Origin of the sequence: Pseudomonas sp. 22082, from assembly GCF_052046055.1 — a bacterium.
Classification (GTDB): Bacteria; Pseudomonadota; Gammaproteobacteria; order Pseudomonadales; family Pseudomonadaceae; genus Aquipseudomonas; species Aquipseudomonas pharyngis.
This window is the reverse complement of record NZ_JBQEQB010000005.1, coordinates 145,055-161,184: the sequence shown is the minus strand read 5'-3', so window position 1 is coordinate 161,184 and position 16,130 is coordinate 145,055. Positions and strand designations below refer to the sequence as shown.

At 54.6% G+C, this 16,130-nt stretch carries 17 protein-coding genes; 9 read left to right on the top strand and 8 right to left on the bottom strand.

Annotation, left to right across the window (positions count from 1 at the left end):
• The first annotated feature begins 39 nt into the window (after positions 1 to 39).
• Positions 40 to 207 (top strand): DUF2897 family protein, encoded by a 168-nt coding sequence (locus ACTJK9_RS08070; protein WP_007950938.1) that lies wholly within the window; start codon positions 40 to 42, stop codon positions 205 to 207.
• A gap of 45 nt (positions 208 to 252) precedes the next feature.
• Here the strand turns inward: ACTJK9_RS08070 and ACTJK9_RS08065 are convergent, their stop codons facing one another.
• Positions 253 to 1,104, bottom strand: a complete 852-nt coding sequence (locus ACTJK9_RS08065; RefSeq protein WP_064598380.1) for an urea carboxylase-associated family protein — start codon at positions 1,102 to 1,104, stop codon at positions 253 to 255.
• Positions 1,105 to 1,279: 175 nt separating this feature from the next.
• On the opposite strand from ACTJK9_RS08065, the gene ACTJK9_RS08060 reads away from it, so the two are divergent.
• Positions 1,280 to 1,837, top strand: coding sequence for a TetR/AcrR family transcriptional regulator (locus ACTJK9_RS08060; RefSeq protein ID WP_440813232.1), 558 nt, complete (start codon positions 1,280 to 1,282; stop codon positions 1,835 to 1,837).
• Here ACTJK9_RS08060 and fabF read toward each other — a convergent pair.
• The 5 genes from fabF to ACTJK9_RS08035 form a co-directional block, all read right to left on the bottom strand.
• Entirely contained in the window at positions 1,834 to 3,108 is a 1,275-nt protein-coding gene (gene fabF, locus ACTJK9_RS08055; RefSeq protein WP_085612189.1) for a beta-ketoacyl-ACP synthase II, read from the bottom strand. The genes ACTJK9_RS08060 and fabF overlap by 4 nt on opposite strands.
• Before the next feature lie 26 nt (positions 3,109 to 3,134).
• Entirely contained in the window at positions 3,135 to 3,929 is a 795-nt protein-coding gene (locus ACTJK9_RS08050; RefSeq protein ID WP_221397870.1) for an SDR family NAD(P)-dependent oxidoreductase, read from the bottom strand.
• A gap of 214 nt (positions 3,930 to 4,143) precedes the next feature.
• Complete coding sequence (locus ACTJK9_RS08045) at positions 4,144 to 4,479, bottom strand: ComEA family DNA-binding protein (RefSeq protein ID WP_085612187.1); 336 nt, start codon at positions 4,477 to 4,479, stop codon at positions 4,144 to 4,146.
• A 110-nt stretch (positions 4,480 to 4,589) separates the two neighbouring features.
• On the bottom strand, positions 4,590 to 6,584 hold the full coding sequence (locus ACTJK9_RS08040; protein ID WP_085612186.1) for a polysaccharide biosynthesis protein: 1,995 nt from the start codon (positions 6,582 to 6,584) through the stop codon (positions 4,590 to 4,592).
• Positions 6,585 to 6,664: 80 nt separating this feature from the next.
• Positions 6,665 to 7,702 (bottom strand): MraY family glycosyltransferase, encoded by a 1,038-nt coding sequence (locus ACTJK9_RS08035; RefSeq protein WP_440813229.1) that lies wholly within the window; start codon positions 7,700 to 7,702, stop codon positions 6,665 to 6,667.
• 321 nt (positions 7,703 to 8,023) lie between these two features.
• Here ACTJK9_RS08035 and ACTJK9_RS08030 point away from each other — a divergent pair, with 321 nt between their 5' ends.
• The 7 genes from ACTJK9_RS08030 to ACTJK9_RS08000 are packed head-to-tail and all read left to right on the top strand — an operon-like array spanning position 8,024 to position 14,036.
• A complete protein-coding gene (locus ACTJK9_RS08030; protein WP_085612185.1) occupies positions 8,024 to 9,043 on the top strand; it encodes a glycosyltransferase in 1,020 nt (339 codons plus the stop codon).
• A complete protein-coding gene (locus tag ACTJK9_RS08025) occupies positions 9,043 to 10,200 on the top strand; it encodes an NAD(P)/FAD-dependent oxidoreductase (protein WP_085612184.1) in 1,158 nt (385 codons plus the stop codon). The genes ACTJK9_RS08030 and ACTJK9_RS08025 overlap by 1 nt, the downstream gene beginning before the upstream one ends.
• Positions 10,197 to 10,934: a glycosyltransferase gene (locus ACTJK9_RS08020; protein ID WP_085612183.1), complete on the top strand. Its 738-nt coding sequence runs from the start codon at positions 10,197 to 10,199 to the stop codon at positions 10,932 to 10,934. The genes ACTJK9_RS08025 and ACTJK9_RS08020 overlap by 4 nt, the downstream gene beginning before the upstream one ends.
• Complete coding sequence (locus tag ACTJK9_RS08015) at positions 10,931 to 11,878, top strand: aldo/keto reductase (RefSeq protein WP_221397872.1); 948 nt, start codon at positions 10,931 to 10,933, stop codon at positions 11,876 to 11,878. Before ACTJK9_RS08020 ends, ACTJK9_RS08015 begins: the two co-directional genes overlap by 4 nt.
• 15 nt (positions 11,879 to 11,893) lie before the next feature.
• Entirely contained in the window at positions 11,894 to 12,274 is a 381-nt protein-coding gene (locus ACTJK9_RS08010) for a GtrA family protein (RefSeq protein WP_085612181.1), read from the top strand.
• A 27-nt stretch (positions 12,275 to 12,301) separates the two neighbouring features.
• Positions 12,302 to 12,796: a hypothetical protein gene (locus ACTJK9_RS08005; protein ID WP_143492943.1), complete on the top strand. Its 495-nt coding sequence runs from the start codon at positions 12,302 to 12,304 to the stop codon at positions 12,794 to 12,796.
• Positions 12,777 to 14,036 (top strand): hypothetical protein, encoded by a 1,260-nt coding sequence (locus ACTJK9_RS08000; RefSeq protein ID WP_085612180.1) that lies wholly within the window; start codon positions 12,777 to 12,779, stop codon positions 14,034 to 14,036. Before ACTJK9_RS08005 ends, ACTJK9_RS08000 begins: the two co-directional genes overlap by 20 nt.
• A gap of 118 nt (positions 14,037 to 14,154) precedes the next feature.
• Here the strand turns inward: ACTJK9_RS08000 and ACTJK9_RS07995 are convergent, their stop codons facing one another.
• On the bottom strand, positions 14,155 to 15,540 hold the full coding sequence (locus ACTJK9_RS07995; protein WP_440813225.1) for an FAD/NAD(P)-binding protein: 1,386 nt from the start codon (positions 15,538 to 15,540) through the stop codon (positions 14,155 to 14,157).
• Positions 15,537 to 16,130, bottom strand: coding sequence for an adenylyl-sulfate kinase (cysC, locus tag ACTJK9_RS07990; protein WP_221397874.1), 594 nt, complete (start codon positions 16,128 to 16,130; stop codon positions 15,537 to 15,539). Before cysC ends, ACTJK9_RS07995 begins: the two co-directional genes overlap by 4 nt.

Here is a 16,130-nt window from a genome sequence, read left to right as displayed (position 1 = left end):
GAAACCCTCGCCCGTCGACCTGCCTTAAGGAGAGCCGTTATGCCCTGGTATGCCTGGTTGATTCTGGTCGTTGCAATCGGCTCGATCGTCGGCGGTCTGATGATGTTGCGTGACACCGCCAACAAGGTCGAACTGACCGATGAACAACGCAAGCGCGTCGCTGAACGCAATGCCGAAGCGGACATCAAGGACGCGCAGGACCGCTGAACGAAAAACCCCGCCTGAATCGGCGGGGTTTGTTTTTTGTCGCGGTTACTTTTCCCACTCGGCCTTGGCAATGTGCAAGCCATGCAGGCCTTTGTAAGCTGCACGCTCCGGCTGGCTCCAGCCTTCCAGCAGCGCGTCGTCCAGACGATAGATTTCCACCCCGAGCGGGCGGCACACGGTCAGCGGATCCTGCGCATCCGGCCCCCACATCGCCAGTGACAGATCACCACCGGGACAGGTCGACAACGCGCACAGCAAGTCGATTTCGGCGAAGAACTCCAGGTAATCGCCCTTCTGCGCCGGGCAGGCCTTCATGAAATACAGGTCATCGTGATTCAGGCCGGTGCACTGGAAGATGTTCAGCACGTCATGCACATCGAACTCGGTCAGGCCATGCGGAAGTACGGCGCGAGTCAGATTGGAATGGCAGTGATGATGGAAATCCTCGCCGGTGAGCATTTTGTTCACATAGGGATCGCAGCGCGTGCCGAGCAAATCGTGCAGGCGCCCGCCGTGCTCGTCGATGCCATAGTCGGCCAGGCTGTCATCGGTGATGGTCACCAGAGGTCGCAGGAAAGGCAGGTTCGACCAGAGGCGATCGTGGGTGCTGACATGCGCGCCCTGCAATTGCCGGGTGCGCGCCGCCCACATCCGTTCGCGCGGATCATGTGCGTTCCACACATTGAAATCGCCCACCTGGGGCCCGACCGGTGTGGTGACGCGAAACACATGCCCCGCCGGCACGTGCCAGGCGCGGCCGGTGCGGATCGGCACCTCGAATTGCTCGATCAGCGTGCGCCCGTCCTTGCGGTCGCGAATCCGTTCGTAGAAAGGTGTATCGACCTGCAACGCCGAGCCTTTGCTGACCTGATAGGCGGCCGGGTAGTCTTTGTACATGATTCTCCTGCTCCTCAAGTGATGGCAACTTTGCAAGCTGCAACCACTATCCGTGCCAACCGTTGATGGCTGTTACGAACATGTCGGAGTGACCGGGCGTTTTTTTAGAAGTAGAAGTACAGTCACCATCCAATTCCCATTGGTTAAGATGGCGATCTTGTTGCGGAGAGTTTAAATGCGTTACTCGCAGGATCATAAAGCCCAGACCCATCAGCGCATTATCAAGGAAGCTTCCGAGCGTTTTCGCAAGGACGGCATCGGTGCGACCGGACTGCAGCCATTGATGAAAGCGCTGGGCCTGACGCACGGCGGTTTCTACTCGCACTTCAAGTCCAAGGACGAACTCGTTGAAAAAGCCCTGCAAGCGGCCGGAGATCAAGTGGCTGGCTTGTGTGCGGAGATCTTCGCCCAGGAAAACCCGCTTGAGCTGTTCATCGACACCTACCTGTCCGAATGGCACCAGACCACGCCGCATGAAGGCTGCCCACTGCTGACCATTTCATCGGAGTTGGGATTGCGCGGCCAGCCGAGCCCGACCAGCGATGAAGTGCTCAAGGCTCGCCTGGACCAGATCGAAGGCACCCTTGAAGGCGAGAACGCCACCGAGCGCAGCATCGTCATCATGGCGACACTGGCCGGGGCGCTCCTGCTGTCACGCAGTGTCGCGGATCCTGAATTTGCGCAGCAAATCCTCGACGTCACCCGCGAACACCTCAAACGCTCCGAAGACTAAGCCTGCCAGCGCTTGAACAGCACGCTGGCATTGACCCCGCCGAAACCGAACCCGTTGGACAACGCATACTCGATCGGCATCGACCGCGCCTGACCGTGGACGATGTCTACGCCTTCGCTTGCCGGATCGGGATTTTCCAGATTAAGGGTGGGCGGAACGATCTGATCGCGGATCGCCAACAGCGTGAAGATCGCTTCCAGACCTCCCGCCGCACCGAGCAAATGCCCCGTCGCGGATTTGGTCGAGGTCACGGCAATTGAGTTTTGTGCGCCAAAAACCGACTTGATCGCCGCCAGCTCACCGAGGTCGCCCACCGGTGTCGAGGTCGCATGCGCATTCAGATGCTGCACCTGATCCGGCGCTATACCGGCCTGGGCCAGCGCCACTGTCATCGCCCGCCGTGCACCGCTGCCGTCTTCCGGCCCGGCGGTCAGGTGATAGGCGTCGGCGCTGGTGCCATAACCGACCAGTTCGGCCAGCGGCTGTGCGCCGCGCGCCAGTGCGTGCTCCAGCGACTCGATCACCAGCAGACCGGCGCCCTCGCCCATCACGAAACCGTCACGTCCGCTGTCGAACGGACGCGAGGCGCGCTCAGGCGTGTCGTTGTAGCCACTGGACAAAGCCCGCGCTGCCGCAAAACCGGCAAGACTGACGCGATCGATGCAGGCTTCCGCACCGCCGCACACCGCGATGTCGGCCTCACCGGCACGAATCAGCCGGGCCGCATCACCGATCGCCTGCACCCCGGCGGCACACGCGGTGACCGGCGCACCGAGCGGGCCCTTGAGACCGTGCTGGATCGAGACATGCCCTGCGGCGAGATTGACCAGAAACGAGGGAATGGTGAACGGCGACAACCGTCGCGGACCACGGCTGTCGGTGGTGCGTACCGCATCGGCGATAGCGCCGAAGCCGCCGACACCGGAGCCGATGATCGTGGCGGTGCGTTCCTGAGCGCCGGATTCGGTCGGGTGCCAGCCGGCCTGTTCAAGCGCCTGCCGTGCAGCCTCCATCGCGAACAGAATGAAACGATCCATTTTCTTCTGTTCTTTGGGCGGCGTGGCACGGTCAGGATCGAAACCCGCTTCGGCGTCCTCCTCCATCGTCGGCACCGCACCGCCAACCCGGGTCGGTAGATCGGCAATCACCGCTTCCGGCAAGTTTCGCAATCCCGAACGCCCGGCCAGCAAGCGCTGCCAGACCACTTCGACGCCGCTTCCCAAGGGCGATACCAGGCCCATACCCGTGACAACTACTCGACGCTGATCCATATCGGGTTGACCTCTCTCGACTTGATTTACTTGTAACGACTGGCTGCCGAGCTGTGGGACAGGTTGGGCGCCATCACATGACGGGCAGCGACGAAGGCTTGCCATTCCCCGGCATCGGGCAGCGAAGGAATCGTGACGAGCTCGCCCTGATCCAGACCGGACAGCGCGGCATCGACCATCTCGCCCGCTTCCATGACCATTTCCGCCGGAATATTGGTGGCATCCAGACCCGAACGCTCCCAGATTTCGGTGCGCGTCACTCCAGGCAGAACCGCTTGCACCTTGACACCTGTGCCTTCGAGTTCCGCATTCAGCGTTTGGGAGAGGCTCAACACGTAAGCCTTGCTGGCGCTGTAGGTGGCGTTGAAGCGCTCGGGGAACAAGGCGACCACGGATGCAATGTTGATGATCGTGCCACGCCCGGCGTTGGTGAATGCCGCGGCAGCGGCCGAGGCCAGTCGGGTGAGCGTCGTGACGTTCAACTGAATCAGTTTCTCCAGCTCGTCCGGGTCGGCGTTGGCCAGCAATCCGTTGACCGCTACTCCCGCATTGTTGACCAGCAGGCTGATACTGGAATCGCTGCGCAGACGCTGCTCAAGCTTGATCACTTCCTCCTTCTGCGTCAGATCGGCCTTGAGCACTTCAACCTGAACGCCATGGACGTCTCGCAGTTTGCTCGCAGCCGATTCCAGACGCGCCTTGTCACGAGCGACCAGCAGCAGATCGAAACCACGCGCCGCCAATCGCTCGGCATACACGGCACCGATGCCGGAAGAAGCGCCCGTGACCAGCGCCGTGCCTTGGGATTTCGGTGAATTCATGACGATACTCCTGGGATGCGTTAGGAATGAACGACCGCTAAAAAGCAGAACGCTTCAGTGGCGACTGAAATTATTATAGGCATAATCTCAAGACAATATGATAGCCATAATTTTCCATTTCCCGACGGAAAGGCTGTCGCCCTCCTGTGCTGTGCTCAACCTGGAAGCAAAAAGGGCCGGTCAATGACCGGCCCCTTGGCGTTGAACAATCAGCTTAGTTCACTTCCAGCTTGTCGCGATTGCGATCCAGGATCGCCTTGCCGATCCCCTTCACTTCCAGCAGCTCATCCACGGACGCAAACGGCCCGTTTGTTTCACGATAAGCAACAATCGCTTTCGCCTTGGCCTCGCCCACGCCTGCCAATTCCTTTTGCAGAGTGGCCGCGTCGGCACCGTTCAGATCGACCTTCTGATTTTCAGAAGTGGCTGACGCGTCCATCACCACGGGTGCCTTGTTCGCTTCTGAAGAACCCAGAGGCGCAGCAATGGCAGCAATAGAGGCGCTGGTCAGCAGGGCAAAAATCAGGGAGTAGAAATATCCGGTACGCATAAGTGACGCTCCTTCATCAATTGAGAAAGCAGCTTTTCCGAAGCTGCTCTCAAAACTTAGGCGATGATCGGGACAAGTCAAAAATGCGTCCGTTACAGGATGTGAAACAATCAGGGTTCGAGACGGCGCTGCTGATAAATCCAGTCGACGATCTCGCCGTCGGGGGTATAACCACTGACGGTTTCGCGCAGGAGTTGGCGGACTCGGGAGTAATCATCTGCATCGACAGCAGCGAGCAGCTCTCCCAACCGGGATTTAAGAACATCCCAAGGCAAGTGGTCCTCATTGGCCGTCATGATCATCGGATGCGGCGTCGCGGCAACATTGTCGCCAATCAGCAGTTCTTCATAGAGCTTTTCACCGGGACGCAACCCCGTGAACTCGATGGAAATATCTCCCTGCGGATTGCGTTCGGAACGTATGCTCAAACCGGACAAATGAATCATTTTCTCGGCCAGTTCCACGATTCTTACCGGCTCGCCCATATCCAGCACGAACACATCGCCGCCCTGCCCCATGGAGCCCGCCTGAATCACCAGTTGGGCGGCTTCCGGGATCGTCATGAAGTAGCGGGTGATTTTCGGGTGGGTGACCGTCAGAGGGCCGCCGGACTTGATTTGACTGTGAAACAGTGGGATCACCGAACCGGACGAGCCCAGTACGTTGCCGAAGCGGACCATGGTGAAGCGGGTTTTGTTGACGCGTGAAACGTTGGCCTTGTCGCCGAACAACACTGGCGCAACTTCTCGACTCAATGCCTGAAGCGTGAGCTCCGCCAGACGCTTGGTACTGCCCATGACGTTGGTCGGACGAACGGCCTTGTCGGTCGAGATCAGCACGAAATTCGAAACGCCCGACTGCAACGCCGCCTGTGCCGTATTGAGCGTACCGATCACGTTATTCAACACGCCTTCGGCGATATTGTGCTCGACCATCGGCACATGCTTGTAGGCCGCCGCGTGGTAAACGGTGTCGACCTTCCAGGTTTTCATCACATCCAGCAGTTTGTCCTGATGGCGGATCGAGCCGAGAATTGGCAGCAAACGAACGGGCGTCGACTCACGACTGCCACGCTGCTCGAGCTCCGAGAGAATGCTGTAGAGGTTGAATTCGCTATGTTCGAACAGCAGAAGCGTCGTCGGCTGCAACGAAAATATCTGCCGGCACAGTTCAGAACCGATGGATCCCCCTGCGCCGGTGACCATCACCGTCTTGCCCTTGATGCAGCGTTCGAGCAAATCCGGCTGAGCCGGCACTGAGTCACGCCCCAGCAGGTCGGCAATATCGACTTCTTGAATGTCTTCGACTTTTACCCGGCCACTGGCCAGGTCAGTAAAGTTGGGAACGCTGCGAACGTGCAGCGGAAAACCTTCCAGCAGGTTGAGAATTTCCCGACGACGGGCACGAGTCGAGGAAGGCAGTGCCAGAAGAATTTCCTGGGCACCGGTCACGTCGATCATTTGCTGGATATGTTTGGGCTTGTAGACCTGCAGCCCGGAAATCGAGCGGTCCGAGATACCCGGATCATCATCGATGAACGCCACGGGACGCAGCACCCGGCCCATGCGCAGTGCCGCAACCAGTTGATTGCCCGCCACGCCGGCACCGTACACTGCCACTTTGGTCAGCCCGTCGTCGCGGTTGGTGAAGGGCACGTGCTGGGCTGCGGTAAACCAGTCGCCCATGAAGTATTGGCGCATGCACAGGCGCAAACCGCCTATGATGACGAGACTGAGCCACCAATAGTTGAAAATGATGGAGCGGGGAACCACGGCCTCGTGGTTGCTGTACCAATAAACCACCAGCGCCAGGATCAGCGATGAAAGACTGACGGCCTTGACGATCGCGATCAGCGCATCGTTACCGAAGTAACGCATGACTGCACGGTACATTCCGAAGCGAATGAAAAGCGGGATTGCAACGATCGGGGCACTGACGAACAACCAGAAATGTACTTTAAGCGGGTTGTACATATCGTCGATGCCGAGCCGGACGATGAACGCAAGCCAAAGAGACCCCCAGACCAGAAACACATCTGTGGCAACTTGAATCAGTCGTTTTTGCCTGCGTGGCAAACCTAACAAAAAGGCGCGTAATTTATCCATAAACCTCAACCGACCAGGCACGTTGGCCTACTTAATCCGCCTTCATTGTACGTAATAATTAGAGGCCAGACGGATTTTGTCTAACGATCCTTGCCCCGCACAGTTTTGACTTCGTACTCACCCGCATGAAACTTCACCGCCAGAACCAGCAATGGCACATAGGCAATTATCAGGCCTGTCGCTCCATCCAGCCCCGTCACTACCACGGCGATGGCAACCGGCAGTAGCCACAGCACATTGATCAACGCCACGGCAATAGTCACCGGCAAATGCCTTCCATAAGCCCGCGAGGCGTACTGGTAGGCATGACTTCGATGAGCTTCATACACCTTCTCGCCTCGCAGCAAACGCCTGAGCAACGTAAACGTCGCATCGACGATAAACACGCCCGGCAGGATCAGCCATGCCCACAAGAGATCCGGGTTGAGCGATGCCGCCTGTAATGCAAGGACCCCCAAAATGACTCCCAGAAATCCGCTTCCGGCATCACCCATAAAAATTTTTGCCGGTGGAAAATTCCAGACCAGAAACCCCAGGACCGACATTGCCAACAGCAATGGTGCCCAGATAAAGCCCTCATGACCGGTGATCCAATAGAGAAGGCAGGCTGAACCACAGACACTGATTGCCTCGACGCTGGCCAGGCCGTCGATTCCGTCCATGAAATTGTAAAGGTTCAACATCCATACCAGATAAAAAAGTGCGAAGACATTGCTGACCCAGCCCGGATCCAAGGTCATACCAAACACTTCCACCGGTGCCAGTCCGCCGGTCCACCACAACACCCAGGCCGCCGCAGCAAAATGGCCGAGCAGACGCCAGCGAGCCGCAATATGGCCATGATCATCCATGAATCCGATCACAGCCACCAAGGCGCCCGCACCGGCAGCGCCCAGAAAAAAGCCGGAATCGATCAACCCTGCTGACCATATTGCCACCAGGCCAGACAAAAAGGTCACGACGATCGATACCCCACCGCCACGCGGAGTGGGAACGGCGTGAGAGCTGCGATCATTCGGCACGTCGAGCATGCTGCGGGCCAACGCATATCGGCGAAGGCCGGCAGTCAATGCAAACGAAAGGCCGCAGATAGCAGGTATGAGCCACCAGAAAATCATCGAGTACATCACTCCAAAAGGTAAAACGTGTCACACGTGATGCCCCACGCTCTCTTTGAGAAAACAAGTGAGCTGGCAAATGAGGGGAGACGGCGGCAGGCCGCGCCCGGTGCACCAAAACGGCTAAGGATACACGACGGATTGCACCTCGGATGGCCGACAGCAATCGTCGTGAGTGGCGGATGGGCTGTATTTTGCAAGTTTTCGTGCAAAAGGCCATGAATGAAAAGGATGACGCGACCTACCTTGCAGATTAAGATTACGGGCTTTTTTTCGAAATGATGGACGACAGCCGATGGCTGACGTCTCGAGGGACTGTAAATGGTATTTTTTCCGGTATTTCTTTCGGTTGTCTTTGTAGTGCGCAACCAATCTAACCATATTGGAAGTATCCTGGCAGACGCAGTTGAACGGATGTCCACGCTCGTTAGCGACTATGAACTTATTGTTGTCGATAACGCTTCGGATGACGACAGCATATCGATACTAAAAAGCCTGACCGGCGAAAACGGTCTGCCCAACTTGCAAGTCTATGCACTGACCAAAGAAGTCGATGCCGATACCGCATCGTGGGCTGGCCTGGAAAACGCTCTGGGCGATTTCGTCGCAGTGATCGATCCGCTAGTCGATGACATCGCTTTCTTGCCTGAGATGCTCGACAAGGCAGTCAGCGGCGCCGACGTGGTTTTCGCCAAGAACAAACAGAAACCCGCACAAAGTCTCGCTTACGAAGTCGCCTATTCGGTCTTCAACAAAGTATACAAATCGTTCAACGGCATACATCTTGCCACCGAGGCCCCGCAATATCGGGTGCTCAGCAAGCGCGTCATCAATTTCATCCTGCAGCACCCTCAACCTTCGGTAACCTATCGCCACCTCCCGGCGACAGGCGGTTTTGCCCGTGCCAATCTGAACTACAGTTCCAGCCCTCGAGTAACACAGAAGAAACGTCTGCGCGAAAGTATTGATCGGGGCATGCTCCTGTTGGTGTCGACCACTCGGGCGCCCATGCGGCTGGTTACTTCCCTTTCGCTGTTTGGCGCAGTCGCGAATCTCATTTACAGCTTCTATGTGGTCGCCAGCGGCTTTCTCAAAACAGACATTGCACCGGGCTGGATCAGTCTCTCCTTACAACAATCCGGCATGTTTTTCCTGATTTCGCTGGTGCTCCTGGTACTGGGCGAATACATCCTGCACATGACCAGCCTGACCAATGAAGGTCCGCTCTATCATATTGCCCAGGAGTTCACCAGCGCGCGCATAACCCGCCGGGAAAAACTGAATATCGAAGAGGTCGCATCGCCCGAGACGCCTCAATCCTCCTCAGGCCGAGTGGCGTGATGTCGACGACTAATATGCAGGATGCGGTCGTTGTAGGAGGGGGGTTCTACGGCGCAGCGATCGCGGTTTACCTTGCCAGACAACGCGGCATGAAACAGGTCATGCTTATCGAGCGTGAATCTTCGCTGTTGAGCCGGGCCTCTTATAACAATCAGGCTCGCGTACACAATGGCTACCACTACCCGCGCAGTTTCACCACGGCATACCGCAGCCGGGTCAACCTTCCGAAATTCGTTCAAGACTGGCCTGAAGCCGTAAAACAGGACTTCACCAAGCTGTATGCAATCGCACGACGCAATTCGAAGGTTACTGCCAACCAGTTCGAACGCTTTTACAGGGAAATTGGGGCAAAAATCGAGCTGGCCAGCCCTGCGCTTCGATCACTATTCGAGCCAAGGCTGATCGAAGAGGTTTTTCTGGTTGAAGAGTACGCATTCGACTCGACTCAACTGGCGAGATGGGCAATACGTGAACTGCAGGAGAGCGGTGTGCGCATTCGCCTGAATACCCAGGCCGTGGCCATTGCCAACAGCCCGAACCAATCGCTGAACATTACCCTGGCCCCCGACGGCAAAGATCGGGAACAGATCAGCGCTCGATACGTCTTCAACTGCACCTACAGTGGTCTGAACCAGTTTGGCGGCGACTTTCCTGGCACTCGCACTGCGTTGAAACAGGAAATTACCGAAATGGCGCTCATGCGAATGCCGCCAGCACTCAGCGATCTGGGTATCACCGTAATGGATGGACCGTTCTTTTCCGTTATGCCCTTTCCAGCTCGTGGCTTGCATACGGTTTCGCATGTTCGCTACACGCCCCACCTGCATTGGGCCGACGACCCTAATACAAATCCCTACCAAAAGCTGGACACCTATCAAAGGGATACACGCGTGGATCGGATGATTCGCGATATTGGGCGCTACTTGCCTTCAGTACTGGGCTCCGAATACGTCGACTCACTCTTCGAGGTCAAAACCATTCTCAGCAAAAATGAAGGCGACGACGGCCGACCTATTTTGTTCGAGAAACACGAAACCCTCCCGGGCTGTTATTCCATCCTGGGTGGCAAGATCGACAATATTTATGACGTGCTGGAAAAGCTCGAGACTGAAAACCTGTCCGGCACGCAAACCACCTCTTCCGAGCAAGCACAATGAATTCGCTGATTGAAATTACTATTCCGGTCCTGAACGAAGAGTCAACGCTCGCGGAACAGGTTCGTAAAACCCACGATTATATTCAAACCAACCTGAGCGATATCGGCATCATCCGCATTGTCCTCGCGGATAATGGATCCACCGACCGAACTCAAGAAATTGCTCTGGAGCTGCAAAAAAGCCTGTCCGACGTTCGCTACCTGCGCCTTGAACAGCGCGGAGTCGGTCGTGCGCTAAAAGCGTCCTGGACACAATCGAGCGCCGACATCGTCGGCTACATGGATCTCGACCTGGCCACCGACTTGAGCCACCTGCGCCCGGCGCTCGAAGCGCTGAAAGCCAACAAGGCAGATATTGTGACTGGCTCGCGCCTGGCCAAAGGCGCCAAGGTCATCGGACGCAAACCCCTCAGAAACGTTACCAGCTTTGGCTTTAACCTCATCGTCAAACTGATTTTCCGAACGTCATTCAGCGATGGGATGTGCGGGTTCAAATTTCTCCAGCGCAGTGTTCTCGCCCCTTTGATGCAGACAGGCGCCAACAGTGACGGATGGTTTTTTGCAACCGAGTTGCTGATCACCGGGGAACACTTGAAATACCGCGTGATGGACTTGCCGGTCACCTGGACTGATGATCCGAACTCGAAGGTGAAAGTGCTCAAACTGACCATCGAGTACCTCAAAGCGATGTTTTCCCTGCGCCAACGCCTGAACAACTCAAAGCGTGAAGCATGAAGAACACGAGTCTTTCGCCAGACCATAAACAGTTGATATTGGGTACCGCCCTCTGGGGCTGGGGTATTGAACGTGCCCAGGCATATGAGTTGCTTGAGCAGTTTTTGCTCAGCGGCGGAACAATGGTCGACACCGCGACGAACTACCCTATCAACAAGCGTCAGGAGGACTTCGGTCTCGCTGTTCGCTGGATTGCTGACTGGGTCAGGCAAAACACCAGCTCCAAACTCGCACTGACTGTCAAAATCGGCTCGAAGGACAATATGGGCTCGCCTGAAGTCAGTCTGAGCCCGGATGATATAGATCGCGCATCGAGTACCCTGCACAGTCAATTTGGTTCGGCACTTTCCTGCGTTTCGATCCACTGGGACAATCGCGCAGAGGACGACATCGACGGCGCGACCATTGCAGATACCGTCGAGGCCATGTCCAGACTTGAACAGCAGGGTCTCGGTATCGGTCTTTCGGGTATCAGACATCCCGAGCTTTATTACAAGGCCGATCCGTCGCTCTCTCGCAAGTGGGCCATTCAGGTCAAAGAGAACCTCAAGACCCATGCTGCTCGCGCAGCCTACGAAGCCTGGTTTCCCGATGCGAAGTATCTGGCCTACGGTATCAATCTTGGCGGCCTGAAGACCGAAGCGGCCAAGACAAACAGTTCGATGGAATTGCGCAACATCAATATTCCTCAGGCGTTTACACAGAAGCTCGTCGACTTCCTCAACGAGCCGCACGCATTCGAACCAAGACCCACAACGCTCAACGAACTGGCCCTCGCCGCTTCCTTTGTAAACCCGTCGCTGTCCGGGATCGTCATTGGCCCCAGAAACACCGACCAATTGGACAATACCCTCAACTATTGGAAATCGCTGCAAGCACAAGCAGACACAAGTACAGGGCAGAAAGTCTTCACTCGACTGTTCGAAGAATTACCGTCCGACTAGGAAGACTCGCTGACAATGCAACCGCTCAAATTCATATTTGCAGGCGTCGCCAATACGGCCATCGGCTATGGCGTTTTCCTGCTACTTGTCACATTGCTGGACATGAACCCTTCCTATGCGAACGCCATTGGCTATGTCATTGCCTTGATAGCCGCGTTCATCCTCAACAAGACTTTTGTGTTCAACCAATCCACCACTGATCGAAGCACGATACCGAAGTTCATTGTTGCTTTCGGCATTGCTTTTGGAATCAACCAGCTGGTGTTGATCTCCGGGTATCGCCTGGCGGGCCTGGATCCGAAAATCGCGCAAGTATTTGCCATGATTTCTTACACCATCAGCTTTTACGCTCTGAACAAAAAATTTGTATTCAACAAAAAAACAGATATCGATTAAAAAAGACACTACACAAGGACACAAAAAGTGCCGACCACCCCCATCAACAAGCGCGTCACAAACGCCTTGTTCTCACCGCTTAGTTATGGCTTAGCTCTTCTGCTCTCCATGGCAGTTGGTGTTATTTTTTTTATTGCCAACAACACAACTATCCCTGCACCACTCCCACCAGAAGAAAATTATATTCCCGCACTGAAGGTTAACTTTGATCAGTGCACAACTGGAAAATACTGGATAACTGTAAATGGCTGGGCACTATTGGACCGGCCTGACAGCGCGACAAAAATCCACCTATTTGCCACCGGGCCAGGCGGCTCTATAAAACTGACAACACGGCGCCTGCAAAGAAAAGATGTCAGTGACTTTCTAAAAATTCACAGTGATTTCCACTTGCACGGTTTTTACGCATCAGCAATAGGGCGCAACCTGAGCCAGCGGTATGGTGAAAAAGTAAAAATCTTCATTGAAGACTCGAAGGGCTTAATTCACTACGGAGGCGAAAATGTCTGCACAGCAAATTGATTCCAACACCCAAAAGACACTGGCCTTTGTGTTATTTATTGCCTTGTTCTACTTGTACTTCTTTCTAACTCTGGAACTCAAACCTTTTTCCGACGATGTAACTTTTCTATCAGTTGCCACATCAGGCGAATCACCGCTCCATTATTTAGCCAGGCGCTACAACGTCTGGACAGGTAGGATCGTTATTGAAGCAGTCATGTACACCACGATCGCCTATTCTGCGTTCTGGAAACTGGCAATACCTACTTTATTGCTACTTAGCATCTACGCCACCTGGAGAGTTTTCTTTTCCAAGACAATCGACTTCCGCTATGGCATTCCGATCTGCATGGCTTTAATGCTGTTAACAGGCCACAACATCCTCGACACCACCATATATTACGTGACCGGATTTTATAACTACTTGCTGCCGATTTCAGCAGCAGTTTTTGTATGCGCAACATTCATGCGCCCCTCGTTATTCTCTACCCCCGAGAAATTTCTCGCCATTCCTCTCGCACTGATCGCATCACAGTCCGAGCAGGCCGGCATATCAACACTCGCACTGTTTACCGTTTCTTTATTATGGGACAAAAAGAGTTCATTAGCATATAGAAGCACACTACTGGTAATCGTTGCCATTGGATTTGCGTTTCTTATCACCGCCCCAGGGAACTACCTGCGCCTCGTCTCCGAATTGCGCTACATGCCAGAATTCAATGACTACAATATAATAAAGAAAATCTCGACTGGCTTTGATGTTTTCAACGCCCACTACACCGACACAAGAAATCTATACCCAAAAGCGATCGGAATACTAATAACGATGCTTGCCTTTCAAAAACAATTCAAATTCAAAAAAATTGCCTTTGTATTGATGGCGATCGGAGTATTCCAAGGAAGTATTTTTTCTAACATCTTCAACATAGGAACAAATGAGTATTACTCCCTGCGCTACGCAAGCACAGGACTCGGCCTGGAGTACTTTTTGTCCTACACGCTTAGTATTCTTTCCCTTGTCAGCATGATCTACATCATGAAACAACTGTTAGAAAATGACGCGAGCTTCTATCTCGCCACTTTCTTCCTGCTCCTGCATACCGCAGTTACGACTCTGGTAGGTCTTTCTCCGACAGCATATGAATCGGGCTACAGGGTTCTATTGGCAGGTGACATGATAAGCCTAATGTTGATTTGCCTGCTCATTAAAGAACTCATTGATCAGCGCAGTCATTGCGTGCTGCCTACCCCTTCGAAATAACCCCTTGATCAAGAGTTTCATGTACCGAACACTTGATTAACAGGTGTTCGGTACATATAAAGGGATAAACGGAGGGGATGGGGAGGGGGCGATGGGTATCTATAAGCAAACCATCCAGTCAAGAGCCCAGCTCAAAATCCACAATCAGTTTTAACGCCAATACTTTTCCATACTGACGCAACTCTGGTACAGCGGTAGCCTCCCAATAGTCCGCCTTTAACATAGGCCCTATATAGAACAACCAATCGGACGCCTTTCCCTGCTGACTTAGCACGGCCAATTCACTGCTAACACACAACCCAAGGTTTAACGCATCGACCTTCAAAAGACCATCGCGCTCCAGCTGTCGGATCAAACGATCCTCAACCCGCCTAAGATTGGTGTTAGGTCCTGTACAATTTACGACTTTGGCAACTTTCAAGCTTGTAACGGATTGCTCGCCTCTTGCTTGAATATCAATATTCATGCCTTCTGCACAAGTTGTTACAGCCTTGATCCGTCCCGCTATTGAGCGAATTTGCCCGCGCGACTGAGCCCTCTCGAAGCGGCTGTACGCCTCCGGGGCCACTCGATGGCGATGAACATCCCAATAAGGCTGGAGGTGCCGCAGAAACCGTTGACGCTCGATGTTGGGCAGATGTTTCCACAACGTAGGAGTAATGGGCCGCAATGCACCCAGAACATCTCGCCAGTCAACACCCCGCTGCTCACACAAATCGACTTCAGTACGAATTACCCGCATGTAACTACGTACGGTTGACGCAGTGCTCATTAACTTAGCAACGATGTCCGTAGACAGCAGCTCAGCGTTACGGCTTGCACGATGAGGAGCAGGGCACAAACCGCGACGCGAGAGCATATGAATTGGGCCCCGATGCCCTTCATGTATCAGTCCGAGCGCAACGTCGAGCGCGGTTAGCCCGGCCCCCACAAGCAGAATCGGTAAGTCGACATCTGGAGTGGCTGCTTTACTGATCGCCCAAGGGTCAGATTCATAAAGATCAGATTCAACGTGAGATGTAAAACAATCCAGATCAACAGGTGAAAAGTTACCAAACGCGAGCACCACTCGATCCGCGATAACTTTTTCACCGCCGGCCAACTCAACAACGCCTTGCGCACCTTGTGCCTTTATTGAATGCACTTCGGAAACTAGTCGTTCCAACCGCACGCTCTTCGAGCAATGCTTTTCGGCATCATCCAGAACCGACGTCAGATACTCTCCATAAATCTTGCGCGGAATGAATGACGATGCCGTGCAGGCAGGATCCCTCGCCTGGCAGAAGCGCAGAAAGTGCTCAGGATCATCGACGTCCGCACTCATATTCCCCGCAGGCACATTGAGCAGGTGTAACGGGCTGTTGGTGCCGTACGCCAATCCTCGCGCCATGGTCCCGGAGCGGTTGATGAGTACGACTCGGACATCGGAGAGGCTGCGACGCAAGAATTGTGCTGCCGTTACTGCACCGCTGAAACCAGCGCCAATGATGACGAGGGTTTTCATTGATCAAACCTTTTATCCAGGTATTCCAGTACTCTTGCGATGGATTCGGACAGTTCTTCGGCAACAGTGTTGATGCGAATATCCGGATTGACCGGTGCCTCATAGGCAGAGTCGATCCCGGTGAAGTTCTTGATCTGGCCCGCTCTTGCCTTGCTGTAGAGTCCTTTCGGATCGCGTCGCTCACACTCTTCCAGCGAGGTGTCGATAAAGACTTCGACAAATGCTTCATTGCCGATGACGTCACGCGCCATGGCGCGATCACGATGAAACGGGGAAATGAACGCGGTAATCACGATCAACCCGGCGTCGATGAGTAACTTCGACACTTCTGCAACACGTCGAATATTCTCGACCCGATCAGCATCGGTAAAACCCAGATCCTTGCACAAACCCATGCGCAAGTTGTCGCCATCCAACAGAAATGTGTGCCGGGCCTTGGCCACGAGTGCCTGCTCCAGAGCATTGGCGATCGTCGACTTGCCCGAGCCACTCAAACCCGTCAGCCAGATAACAGCCGGTTTTTGCCCCTTTACCTGAGCTCTTGCCGACGCACTGATGGCGGTAGCGTGAAAAACCAGATCCTTGCTCAT